This is a genomic window from Corynebacterium stationis (assembly GCF_001941345.1).
Lineage (GTDB): Bacteria > Actinomycetota > Actinomycetes > Mycobacteriales > Mycobacteriaceae > Corynebacterium > Corynebacterium stationis.
The window spans coordinates 2,255,891-2,268,022 of sequence record NZ_CP009251.1 but is presented as its reverse complement, the minus strand read 5'-3'; the positions used below and the strand labels follow the sequence as shown (position 1 = coordinate 2,268,022).

The window sequence follows — 12,132 nt, the reverse complement described above, 5'->3', positions numbered from 1 at the left end:
CAAGGAAAGGCCCTTTTGGCGTCCTAGTTCTCTTTCTACGTTGCTGTGTCGAGCCGCTGCGGACTTTACAGATACGGCTGTATTGAAAAGGGATCGCCGAATTGGCTAACCAGCCTGGTTGACTAGTTAGCTTTTGCTAGCTGTGGGGATCGCCCTGGTTCTAGATGAGGTTCATCGCTCCCATGCTGCTCACGTGGTGGGTGTTGCCTACAAGCTTTCCGCCTGGAGTCTGCAGGCGGACTTTGCCGCGGTGGCGTCGGATCCTGCCGCGATTGGGCTTTCCTCGTTTCGGCTTTCCTGGTCTGTGTTTGTTGCGCTGACCGTCTGGGGCATCGTTATTGACGCCGTTGTGGTACTTGCACAACATGGTCAAGTTTGATGGCTTCGTATGGCCACCGTGTTTATGTGCGTCGATGTGGTGCACTTGGCATCTATCGGCTGGTACGTTGCAGTCTGGCCATGGGCAGACGAGATTCTCCGCCATGGCTAAAGTCCGCAGCTTGTCTGACGCGAAGCGGGTCTCGTAGAGATTGACCGGCCCAGCGGTGGGATGGAAGAGCCCGACATAGAGCTTGTCGCCCAAGCTGCCTTCCATCGCGGCGTTGATGAACTCGGCGCCGGTCATTGTGGTGCCATCGGAGAGACCGATGATGACCTCGTCGCCGCGACCGCAGGAGACTTTCGCGAAATCATTAAGCCCGATAGCAATCACGGTGCGATATTCCGGTTTGATGAGGCCAGTGCCTCCTCTTTCGACTAAATCCCAGAAGGGTTCCAGAAGTGCTTCTGAGCGTGGCTGGTCATCATCTGTGATGGCGGCGCCGAGGGTCTTTTCTAAATCGGTAATGCGGCGCTGGGTATCGGTGATACTAATGGTGCGCAGGCCGTCTATGACGCGGCCGAGACGCACCCCGGGTTTCTTTTTCGTGTCGCCGCCTTCTTCAGTCACGCGCTTTTTGGCGTAGGCTTCGACTTCTTCTAAAGAGCCTTCATGGGCTATGAGTTCAGCGCGCAGCTTCCAGGCCGCGCCGCGGGCTTTGAGCTTCCTTGCGTGCTTGTTGACCATTAACAAGTGGTTGGCGCTGAGCTGTCGCTCTTCGGCGAGAGCGATAGCTTCACACTGGACTCGTGGGGAGTCGCAGGGTGAGAAAAGATCGGTGGCGAGGCGGGCGTAATTTTTGGCGAGAGAAACTTCTATGCCTTCGTCGGATAAGTCGTGGGGTGAAAGCTCATCGAAAAGCCGCAGAAAGCCTATGCCGTGGCTGGTGAGGAGCTTGAATGCTTGCCATATTTCGTTCATGCCTTTGACACTAAAACGGATATGCAAGCCCGCGCTAGGGGAAGGTCAAAAATCTGTGGATAACTACGTTGACACGTCACGCAACAGCCTAAGTTATCCACAGGCACTGCAACCGAACAGAAGCGGGAGTGAGTCCTATAAACATTAAAAGGCCTTCCCAAGCTGGGAAGACCTTTTCAAGGGCGGAATGCTTTGAGGGTTAAAGCTCCGGATCTGAAGTAAGTTGCTGAACGGGGATTTGTTGTCCCTGGGCAACGCTGAAGAGATACGCGATGAGCATACGCTTGATTTCAGTGATGACGCGGTCAATGGCCTTTGGATCATCACTGCGGATTGCGTAATTGAGCAAAGAGACAACCGTATGGACCAAGAAACCAGCGAGCTCCATGCGTTCTTCCTCAGACATCCATTGCGCCAAAGGTCGGAGAATCTCTGAGAGCGGTTCGAGCATCTCGCGCTCTGTTGCAGCTGCTGTGTAGCGAGTAGCAGGAGTCGATTGCACGGCATGCCAAACCGCGCGTCGGGACGGGTCTTGCCGCCACATGCGCGCTAGGTGGTCAATAAATTCATCCAGTAGGTCCGGCCACTGCAAGGCAGGGACGCGTTGGGAGAACTTATTGAGCTCTTCGACATTGGCTGCTGTGTCTTCTCTGTCCAGCTCGCAAATCAGAACGTATTTATTAGCAAAGAACTGATAGAGCGTACCGATGGGAACCTCAGCACGCTTTGAGACTTCATCGAAAGTAAAAGACTCAAAGCCAAGGTCTACCAGTACGTCACGAGCTGCTTTCAAGATACGTTCGAAACGTACCCGGCTGCGAGCCTGTGCAGGGCGACGCCGGGGGACAAGCAACTGTGGGTTCTTCTCGGTCATCTGTGAAAATGCAGACTCTTCTTAGTCGAGCTCTTTGATGATGCGGGCAACGTGGCCAGTGGCCTTCACGTTGTACTTAGCTACACCAATTTTGCCATCTGGTTCCACAACAAAGGTAGAGCGAATTACGCCTTGGACCTTCTTGCCGTAGTTATTCTTTTCACCGAAAGCGCCGTAGGCGGTCAGCGTTTCTTTTTCGGGGTCAGACAACAGTGGGAAGTTCAGATCGTGGTCTTCGCGGAACTTCGCCAAAGACTCTGGCTTATCAGGGGAGATGCCCAGGACTGCAACCTCAGAGCCGTTGAGCTGTTCCATAGCGTCACGGAAGTCACAGGCTTCGGTGGTGCACCCAGGGGTGTTTGCGCGAGGGTAGAAGTAAACTACAACGCGCTTTCCAGCGTAATCGGACAAAGAGACCGTGTTTCCAGCATCATCTTTCAAAGAAAACGCAGGTGCCGTGTCTCCAACTTCTAATCTAATCTGCTCAGTCATGCCTTTTACTCTATCGTAAGTTAAGTCGCGCTAGACTAGGTGCGAACCTAATATCCAATGTAACTTTTCAGGAGACAATAAACGTGGCACGCAATATTGATGACATTCAGCGAGACATCGAGCGCACCCGTCGCCAGCTCGCAAGCACTTTGGATGAGCTAGCGGATCGCTCCAAGCCAGCTAATTTGGCCAATGACGCTAAGGCAGCGGCAACTGAAAAGCTTTCACAGCAGAACGTGCAGATCGCTTTAGCTTCTGTTGCGGCGCTGGTCGTTGGTGCAATTGCATTTAGCGTTGTTCGTTCTCGTCGCAAGAGCAACGACTTGAAGGAGCTGCAGCGCCTGCTCTCCGAGCGCTAATTTTTCGCACAATCAACCGGGGCTCACATCGTGGGTGCCCGGCTTTTGGCGATCTGTGAAGCCTGCAAGATTCCAAGAACGCCGCACATCGCAATAACCCATTAGCTAGGCTGGTGAAGGTGCAAACTCCTATTCCTTTTTATCTCGATGAAATCTTGGAGAAAGTCCGTTACCAAGATGGCGGCGCGGTTGCGGATTATATTCCGCAGCTAGCAGCAGCCAACCCGTCCTATCTTGGTGCTGCCCTGTGCACGACCACGGGCCACCTGTATAGCGCTGGTGATGATGAGGAAGAGTTCACCATGCAGTCAATTTCCAAGCCTTTTGTGTACGCTTTGGCGCTGCAAGAACTGGGGTTGGATGCGGTTCGCTCCGTGGTGGGTATGGAACCTTCCGGGGAGGCGTTCAATGAGTTATCGCTTAACCGCGATGATCACCGCCCGGTTAATCCCATGATTAATGCTGGTGCGATGACGGTGACGCAGCTGATTAACGGTGTTGATTCTGGTGTTGAAGAACGCGTGGAACACATCCGTAAGTATCTCTCGCGCCTTGCGGGGCGTGAACTGAGCATTGACTATCAAACCTGTGATTCTGAGCTCGAGCACGCTGAGCGCAATCTTTCGCTGGCTCACATGCTGCGCAACTACGACATCATCCAAGATGATGCACACGATGCAGTGATGACCTATACCTTGCAGTGCTCCACGAAAGTCAACGTTAAAGACCTCGCGGTTATCTCTGCGACGTTGGCTAATGGTGGTATTCAGCCGGTAACGGGGGAGAGGATCCTTGACCCAGATGTTTGCCGGTTAACCCAGGCGGTGATGAGCTCTGCCGGAATGTATGACGGAGCGGGGCGCTGGATGGCGGAAGTTGGGATCCCGGCGAAATCGGGAGTCTCCGGCGGATTATTAGGGACATTGCCGGGGCAGTTGGGGATTGCGACTTTTTCCCCAAGGCTTAACTTAGAAGGCAATTCAGTCCGTGGTGTTGAAGCATTTAAGCGCCTGAGCCAAGATATGGGCCTGCATTTGATGTCAACTGACGAACGCTATGGCATCCACCCCATTCGTGAGGCGGAGGTTATTAATGATGCTTGGGTCGTGCGCCTGCAGGGAGTTATGAACTTCTCCGCCGCAGAGTCAATTCTTTACCGGCTGGAAGATTATGACATCACTGCCGATGAGGTGCTTTTGGACTTTAGCCAAGTCACGACCGTTAACCGCATTGGACGCATCATGCTCAAAGAGGGGCTGCGGCGCATGCGCGAGGCTGGGTACAAAATCGGCGTTATCGACCCCGACGAACTGATTAAAGACCGCACCATGCGGGATGGCACGAAGGTTCGCCGCGACGAAAATGAGGATTACATGATCAACGGGGAAGAGCTCTGGTAACTGCGGGCGCGGGCAAGGAATCCCGCCCACGCCCGCTGGTTAATACCTAGTAGTCGTTCTCGCCAGGTTGTCCGCCTTCATCTTCCCAGCGCTTGAGCTGACGGGTCTTGGACGCGGTGTGGCGTTTGCGCACTCCATGGCCAATCTGGTCCTCTTCAGCGATGAAAACTACGCCGTAGCTCTCAAGAGTCTTTTGAAGCCGAGTTTTCTCATCAAGGGTGAGGCTTCCCACGCGCTTTTCAAAGTCCCTGACTTGCTGTCTGGTCAGGCCAGCGTCTTCGGAGATGATCAGAGAATTAATTTGAGCGAGGGCGCGTCCGGCGCGAGCGAGCCCGGGAGTTAAATCTTGAGGGAGTACACGCACGATCTCATCCTTTCTAGATGTGATTCGAAACACTATGTACCTGTGATTGTACACTTGAACGCCCTGGTCGGAGCGGCGTTGATTGAACCCTCAGTTGGGTGACGCCTGGCGGGAGCGCTACGCCCCCGAATGTGGTTAGATAAAAACCAAGAAGACCAGGGAAGAAACTTGTGAAAGCTTCCCACCTGGTCTTAAGTGTGCGCCATCAGGGTTTCGAACCCCGGACCCACTGATTAAGAGTCAGTTGCTCTACCAACTGAGCTAATGGCGCGTTGTTGTTTCATGCAGGGCGGCTAAAAGCTGTGCTTTAGCAACTGCCTCGCTGTTCAACGAGAATTAACTCTAACATCAGATTCCGTTTTTTAAAAAATCGGCAGGTAGACCCCAATTTTGGCCGTGTTTGGAGGGGTCGGGGAATCATCGTAAAGCGGCGAATGTGGCGCCGTGTGTGGGTCGGGCGGAAGCAGGGTGGTTTTCGCATAAAATATTATTGGAAATAAACCTATTACCTGGGAGTTTCTCGTTGATATTAATTTGGTAACGAAGCGAGAGTCGCGGCGTGGTCTAGCTAGTGTTTTAGCGTGTGTACCGATAAGTTGGAGGAGTTGTTTTGAAATGAGGAAGATAGGTCTTGTCCGTTGCTCGGTCTAGGTAAAGTACATGCTCAGCGTTTTAATCGCTCGCTGGTAGCACTCACAGTCGTTGCAGCTTTGGGATTAGCCGGTTGCACTATTGAAGGCGGAACAGATAATCCGGATGCGCAGTCCGTGGATGCCGCATCTTCTGATGGGGCAGGGCAAGTAAAAGACAAGGTAGACAAGCCGGCGCCGGAAATTTCTGTGGCTGACGGCGTCGAGGACCACAATCCTTATGAACCGGTCACGGTTACTTCGCTGGGCTCAGGCTTGGATGAGGTCACCATGACCAACGAAGAAGGTTATGTCGTCATGGAAGAGCTTTCCGATGACGGCATGGAGTGGACTTCGGCTGAGACCTTAGGCTTCAACCGCACCTATACGGTGGAAGCGAAAGATGAAAATGGCAAGTCCACCTCGGTCACCTTCAAGACCCCAGAGATGGTTAACACCACGGCGGCGTCTCTTTCTCCGCTGCCAGATTCCGAGGTCGGAGTCGGCCAAACCATCGGTGTGCGTTTCGGCGTTGCAATTCCGGACCGCGAAAAGGCGCAGGAAGCAATCACTGTCACCACCGCGCCTGAGGTGGAAGGTGCGTTTTACTGGCTCAATGATTATGAAGTGCGCTGGCGCCCGAAGGAATACTGGAAGCCAGGCACTGAGGTCAACGTCGATGTTGATATCCAAGGCGTGGACCTTGGCGATGGCATCTACGGCAGCGATAACAATGAAACCAACTTCACCATCGGTGACCGTGTGACGGCCATTGTTGATGACGCTACGAAGATGATGACCGTCTACAAAAACGGTGAAGTCTTGCGTGAGATTCCAGTCTCCTTAGGCCGGGATGGCGGACGCTGGGCGACGCCCAATGGCCGGTACATGATTGGAGATAGCCATGAATCGCTATTGATGAATTCGGAGACCTTCGGTTATTCCATCGAAGACGGCGGCTATAAGACGATGGTCAATTACGCGACACAGATGTCTTATTCCGGCATTTATGTCCACGGCGCACCGTGGTCGGTGTGGGCACAAGGTAATACCAACACCTCGCATGGTTGCATCAATGTCACCGAAGAAGCTGCACAGTGGTTTATGAATAACACCAAACGCGGCGACATCGTGGTAGTGAAAAACACCACGGCCGGCACCTTGCCCGCTTACGACGGGCTTGGTGACTGGAACATGTCTTGGGAAGAGTGGTCCGCTGGCAATGCTTAAGACAGCATTGAAGAGAAACAAAAACTAAGCCAACAGCAAACTTTTTACCGGGTAAACCGGCGCATGAGTAAAGTTATACTCATGCGCTTTTCTGTTCTTGACCGGGCAGCCGGGACTTCTCATGAGACCCCAGAGGAGACTTTGCGGGCTGTGGCCACCCATGCGCAGCACGTGGAGCAGCTCGGGTTTTCTCGCTTCTTCGTTGCAGAGCACCATGGAGTGCCCGGAATTCCGGGTTCCCAACCGGCACAGCTGGCTACCTATGTTGCGGCACACACCAGCACCATTCGCGTGGGTACGGCCGGTATCATGGTCCCCAATCATCCGCCATATTTGATCGCCGAACAGATCGGTATGTTGCAAGCGCTGTTTCCCGACCGCATCGATATTGGCTTGGGCTCGTCTGTCGGCTTTACCAAGCCTGTGCGACAGGCGCTTCGCCAAGATGAGCCGCGCGAGCTGAAAGCCCGGTTGGAAGATGACGTGGAAGAGCTCTTAGGCTACCTGTCAGGGACTGGAAGCGTAAGCTCATACCCAGCAGATAACGCCCGTACACCTATCTTTATGCTGGCTGGGTTCCGCTCTGCATTAACAGCAGCGAAGCTGGGCATTGGAGTCATTACAGGAGGTCCGTTGTCTACCCAGGCGGACGCTATCACGGCGTACCGTGAGAATTTCCGTCCCTCTGCGGTTTTCGACACCCCTCAAGTAGTTTCTTCCGTGAATATTGCTTCCGCAGATACCAAAGAACAAGCCCGTAACTTACTGCTGCCAGAGGCCTATTCGCAGGTGATGTCGCGCTCGACGGGTGTCTTTGAACCGCTCACAGTTGCGAGTGAGCTTGACACCGACAGTCTGACCACGCAGCAGCGCAAGCGCATCGACGAATCTTTAGCCCACACAATCTACGGCACTCCAAAGCAAGTGGGAGCAATACTCGCCGAAGCGTCAGTGGCTTTAAGCATCGATGAATTTCTCATCACTGGTGACATTCCAGATAGGAAAGGACGCCGCCGTAGCGAGGAGCTCCTCACTTCTCTGATGTAGCCGTTGAGACATCTTGCATAAGTACAGATATATTGCGAAGTGAGGTAATGAGCGACCCATACAGTGGCCAATTTTCAGCGGAAAGTTGCTCATCAGCAAGCATCTCGTAGGCTAGCCTGTCCAGCTGATCAACAGTCGAGTCCACATCTGCATCTGGGTTAAGTAAGAGTTGAGCGGCGGTCTTGAGGATCCCTGACCATTTTTCGCGAAAACGTTGATCCCATACAGATTCTGATTGGCTTGTGTCCTCTAGCGTTCTAGTAAGGTTTCGTAAGTGGGCAGTTGCTTCATCTAGAGCAGTCAAAACTTGTTCGTAGTTCCAACCGGGGCCTCCCTGGATAAGAAGCCGTGGGTTGCGTCGGCGGCTGTTTCTAGCAAATTGAACGGTTGCCCAAGATTCATCCAAATCTCTACGCATCTGCCGCACATCGTCGGAGCACTCGCGAGCTCGATCGCTGTCCCAGGATTCGGAGAACCCGTTAGCAATGTTTTCCATTACTTCTCCCATGCGTTTACGCAGGGCCTCGACGGCACTTACCGCTTGTTGGTCTCGCAATGGAGGGACCACGATGAGGTTGATCCCGACGCCGATAGCGACACCGATACCGATTTCGACCATGCGATCGATGAGCGCGGGTGTGTCTTCAGTGAACCCTGTTGAGAGTAGGAACACGGCGGTAGTTGCTATAGCTGCGCCCTCTGTCCGTAATCCGGGTATGCGCGAACCTAACAGGCCAAGGAAGATTGCGAGAGCATAACTCCAAACGTTTACGCCGAGGAATGCGCCAATTGCCGAGGACAGTAGTACCCCGATACCTGACGCCACAACAGTCTGTAAACCACTGGTTAGAGAGCTACTGACTGTGGGTTGCAGCGCGAAAAAAGCTACCCAAGGCGCGAGAAACGGCATCTGGGAGTCAAGAAGATGTACACAGATCCACCAAGCGCTCGTGGTTGCAATAACTGTTTTCACGACGAGGAGAAAGTCCATCGTTAAGTTAGTTCTTTGCATATGCACCTAACTCCAATACAAGCGGGTAGTAATTCCGAAACTTCTCAATTTTTTGTCAAAGGTAAGGCGCTTTTGGGGGCAGAGAAAGAGGGGTATTTTCACCGTCAAGCGTTTTTCCGTGCGGCTTCCTTCAGCATTGTTTTTAACATCATTGGGAAAATAATCCTGTGGAATGGGGCCACGGCCCACCAGTAAATTCTTCCACTGAGACCTGTTGGCGAATAGCAGGCTCGCTGAGTGTAAGTGCAACCTTCGGACTCTTCTTCTACTTCCAAGATGAGCCAAGCACTTCCATTAACACGCATCTCCGCTTTCAGCACTAATACCTGTGGCCGCTCTAACTGGGTAACTCGCCACCAGTCAACCCGATCCCCAATTTCTAACCGTTGAGGATCTCGGCGCCCGCCTAGCCCTGGCCCGCCTAAGATACGGTCTATTAATCCGCGTATACTCCATAAAATTGGCACAGAGTACCATCCATTTTCGCCGCCTATGCCCTCGATTACCTCCCAAACCTTTTCCCTTGGAAGGTCGCAGTACGCTGAGCGTACATCCTCGTAGACAGCCTCACCCGACCACTCCGGATCGGTGGGTAGTTCATCAGACGCCCTGCTGTAGGTGGCCCAACTTCGATCCCACGAGGTAGGTACGCCTCGGTCCGAATTGGCCTTCCCAGCAAGACGGACAGCTGTCGGATAGTCGATCAAACCACCCGGTGGATCAGGGATTATTTGAGCAATATCGTGTTCTTCAGTCACTGCGTCTTCCGCCATAGATTGAGCCAATGGTACTGCTAATTGCGCTGGTACAGGCGTGACTAGCCCTATCCAACTGCCGGAGAGCTTATCCATGGGAAGCGGGATCGGTAAAGAAAAAATCCGCCGTTTCAGGCCTCGAGTCTTTCCATAAATTTTGAGTAAGTCTGAGAACTTATACTGCTTTCCACATCCGATATCGCTGTCTTGATTGACCGGTTGCTCTAAATCTGCAGACGACACCAGATAATACAACGCATCACGTATGGCGAGAGGCTCGATGCGGTTATTAATCCAACCTGGTGCGATCATAACAGGCAAACGCTGAGTCAGATGACGAATAATTTCGAACGAGGCTGAACCGGACCCAATCAGCGTAGCGGCTCGAAAAACTAAAGCTGGAGTCTCGGCGTTAAGGAAGGTGCGCGCAACCCGCTCCCGTGAGCGCATGTGTTTCGATAAATCCTCAAGCTTCTTGTGCCTCGGATGAAGACCTGAGAGATATACTATCTGTTGAATCTGTGCAGCGTCAGCAGCGTTTGCGAAGGCTTCAGCAGAGCGCTGTTCGACGAGTTCGAAGTCTTCACCCTTTTCTCCCATGGAATGCACGAGGTAGAACGCGATATCGACTCCCTGCATGATGCGCGTAACATCATTGAGATCCGATAAGTCTGCTTGCACTAATTCAACGTCGTCTTTCCAATCGAAACGTCGAAGGCTGTCAACGTTGCGTGAGGTTGCTCGAACGGTAAAACCTGCCGAAACCAGCTCTGTTATTAGGCGCCCGCCGACATAGCCAGAAGCACCCGTAACAAGGACGGTTCGTTGTGGGTGGCGAGCATTGAAAGAAAGTGTGGGAACTAATTGGGGATTCATGTTTCCAGCATAGGCAAAGTTTACTCTGTGAGAGAGATTACCGCGTTTCAAAGGACCTACAACTAAAGATTCTTATGCTGATTTCTTAGAGCTTTTACCTCGTCGTATGCCTCTAAGGCTGCATTGCGGGATTCTTTGAGATCGACTATCGGCTTAGGGTAATGGGCCGAACCAACCTCTGGTACCCAGGATTTAATGTACGCATTGACGGGATCATATCTCTTTGCTTGGGAGATCGGATTGAAAATACGGAAGTAGGGGGAGGCGTCGTCTCCTGAGCCCGCAGCCCACTGCCAATTGAAGGCATTGCTAGCCGGGTCGGCGTCAACGAGCGTTTCCCAAAACCATTCTTCACCGTGGCGCCAGTGAATGCCGAGGTTTTTGGTTAAAAATGATGCCACCACCATGCGTATTCTGTTGTGCATGTGGCCTGTTTCCCAGAGCTCACGCATCCCCGCGTCAACTAGGGGAATCCCCGTCTTTCCAGAACGCCATGCTTGGAGTGACATGTGGAAGTTACTGGCCTCTTCGGCTCCTAAACGCTTCTCAACGTTTCTCGATAAAGGACTGTGACGCGGGTCGAAATAGCCCTCCGCGTACCACGATGCTGAGTCTTCCGAATCCCACAACCAATCAAACATGTCGAATTCTCGGCGTACATTAACGGTCGCCAGATCCGGTCGGTAGTAAAGGCGATGCCAAGCAAAGTCGCGCCACATCAGTTCGTTGAGAAAGGAGCGTCGGTCTTCTGGGGTCATCGGCGAAAGACTAACTGCTTTCCACACGTAACGCGGACTAACTTCTCCGAACCTTAAGTGGGCGGACAGTCCGCTGGTAGCCGAAAGAGATGGAAAATCCCGGCCTGCGGCATAACCTTCTTGCGGAGACATCGCAGGTCTCGATTCGATGAATTGCTCTAGCTTCTTTAACGCACCGTCTTCTCCTGGGGCCCATACTTTTTCTAATCCACCTGTCCAGTGAGCCGCCGAAGGGCTGGGCAGTAAACCTAATCCATCAATACCCGCGTGGCTGCGTTCCAACAATGCGCCCGGTCCACAGAGTGCAGCTTGAGCATTGCTAGAGATGCCGGGCTGCCTCTCGTTACTTTCCTCGATCAACGCTTTTAGCTTTTTTGAAAATGGTGTGAAGATTTTGTAGGCGCCGCCCTGATTAGTTGAGATTTTCCAGGGTTCGAATAGCAGATGACCATCGAAGCTGTGTGCTTCTGCGTCCTGCGCGCGGAGTGCAGTTTTGACTTCTTCATCGATGCTGCGTTGTCGCTGACTATATCTCCTGCTCCAAGAAACATATTTCGCTTTTGCTTCTCGGGTAATTTGAGGAAGGAGAGTCCGCGGATCGCCATGAGCTAGAAGGAGCGGGATGTTGTATTTACTCAGTTGCGTCGCCAAACTTTTTAGGCTGTTGTGGAGCCACCACTTGGATGCCCCGCCCAAAGGCCTGACCCCGGTTAGCGAGGGGGCTTCGAGAATATAAATCCCGAGAACCTTTCCATGTTCAGCAGCAGCTGCAAGGGCTTCGTTGTCCGTCAATCGGAGGTCATCCCTAAACCACACAATGGAAATCTCATTCTGGGGTTCGGTGTAGCGAGCGAAACGGATTTCGTCGAGCGAAGGAATGAAGTTCATTCTCTGATTCTAGTTCCGGACAGTCTTCAGGGGAGGATGGAAACCCGAGGCACAACCAAACACCAGTACTCACTGGTTAGGCGGTCTCGACATAATTGGCTACTAAAACACCGTTTAGCGCGGGATGAAGAAAATTGCTGGGCAAAAG

The 12,132-nt window shown here is 52.8% G+C and carries 11 protein-coding genes and 1 tRNA gene; 4 read left to right on the top strand and 8 right to left on the bottom strand.

Translation table 11 applies throughout. The features are described from left to right. Positions 1–160: 160 nt before the first annotated feature. The 3 genes from CSTAT_RS10540 to bcp form a co-directional block, all read right to left on the bottom strand. Entirely contained in the window at positions 161–1,300 is a 1,140-nt protein-coding gene (locus CSTAT_RS10540) for an HNH endonuclease signature motif containing protein (protein ID WP_075723437.1), read from the bottom strand. Positions 1,301–1,499: 199 nt separating this feature from the next. After that, complete coding sequence (locus CSTAT_RS10535; protein WP_066795995.1) at positions 1,500–2,174, bottom strand: TetR/AcrR family transcriptional regulator; 675 nt, start codon at positions 2,172–2,174, stop codon at positions 1,500–1,502. A 21-nt stretch (positions 2,175–2,195) separates the two neighbouring features. After that, positions 2,196–2,666, bottom strand: a complete 471-nt coding sequence (gene bcp / locus CSTAT_RS10530) for a thioredoxin-dependent thiol peroxidase (RefSeq protein WP_066795993.1) — start codon at positions 2,664–2,666, stop codon at positions 2,196–2,198. Positions 2,667–2,749: 83 nt separating this feature from the next. Here bcp and CSTAT_RS10525 point away from each other — a divergent pair, with 83 nt between their 5' ends. Both CSTAT_RS10525 and CSTAT_RS10520 read left to right on the top strand, forming a co-directional pair. Next, positions 2,750–3,025 (top strand): DUF3618 domain-containing protein, encoded by a 276-nt coding sequence (locus tag CSTAT_RS10525; RefSeq protein WP_066795992.1) that lies wholly within the window; start codon positions 2,750–2,752, stop codon positions 3,023–3,025. Between the two features lie 119 nt (positions 3,026–3,144). Further along, entirely contained in the window at positions 3,145–4,425 is a 1,281-nt protein-coding gene (locus tag CSTAT_RS10520; protein WP_075723905.1) for a glutaminase, read from the top strand. Between the two features lie 46 nt (positions 4,426–4,471). Here CSTAT_RS10520 and CSTAT_RS10515 read toward each other — a convergent pair whose 3' ends face one another. Together CSTAT_RS10515 and CSTAT_RS10510 are read right to left on the bottom strand one after the other, a co-directional pair. Continuing rightward, positions 4,472–4,789, bottom strand: a complete 318-nt coding sequence (locus CSTAT_RS10515; RefSeq protein WP_075723435.1) for a hypothetical protein — start codon at positions 4,787–4,789, stop codon at positions 4,472–4,474. Between the two features lie 198 nt (positions 4,790–4,987). After that, positions 4,988–5,060, bottom strand: a tRNA-Lys gene (locus tag CSTAT_RS10510). A gap of 367 nt (positions 5,061–5,427) precedes the next feature. On the opposite strand from CSTAT_RS10510, the gene CSTAT_RS10505 reads away from it, so the two are divergent. Together CSTAT_RS10505 and CSTAT_RS10500 are read left to right on the top strand one after the other, a co-directional pair. Continuing rightward, positions 5,428–6,648 carry a L,D-transpeptidase gene (locus CSTAT_RS10505; RefSeq protein ID WP_156845123.1) on the top strand — a complete coding sequence of 407 codons (1,221 nt, stop codon included), beginning with the start codon at positions 5,428–5,430 and terminating at the stop codon, positions 6,646–6,648. Between the two features lie 81 nt (positions 6,649–6,729). Next, positions 6,730–7,695: an MsnO8 family LLM class oxidoreductase gene (locus tag CSTAT_RS10500; RefSeq protein WP_244892838.1), complete on the top strand. Its 966-nt coding sequence runs from the start codon at positions 6,730–6,732 to the stop codon at positions 7,693–7,695. Here the strand turns inward: CSTAT_RS10500 and CSTAT_RS10495 are convergent. From CSTAT_RS10495 to CSTAT_RS10485, 3 genes are all read right to left on the bottom strand, one after another. After that, on the bottom strand, positions 7,679–8,686 hold the full coding sequence (locus CSTAT_RS10495; RefSeq protein ID WP_244892837.1) for an FUSC family protein: 1,008 nt from the start codon (positions 8,684–8,686) through the stop codon (positions 7,679–7,681). The genes CSTAT_RS10500 and CSTAT_RS10495 overlap by 17 nt on opposite strands. 125 nt (positions 8,687–8,811) lie before the next feature. Continuing rightward, positions 8,812–10,338, bottom strand: a complete 1,527-nt coding sequence (locus CSTAT_RS10490; protein WP_075723431.1) for an SDR family oxidoreductase — start codon at positions 10,336–10,338, stop codon at positions 8,812–8,814. A gap of 62 nt (positions 10,339–10,400) precedes the next feature. Then, positions 10,401–11,984, bottom strand: coding sequence for a cryptochrome/photolyase family protein (locus CSTAT_RS10485; protein ID WP_075723430.1), 1,584 nt, complete (start codon positions 11,982–11,984; stop codon positions 10,401–10,403). Between the last annotated feature and the right edge of the window lie 148 nt (positions 11,985–12,132).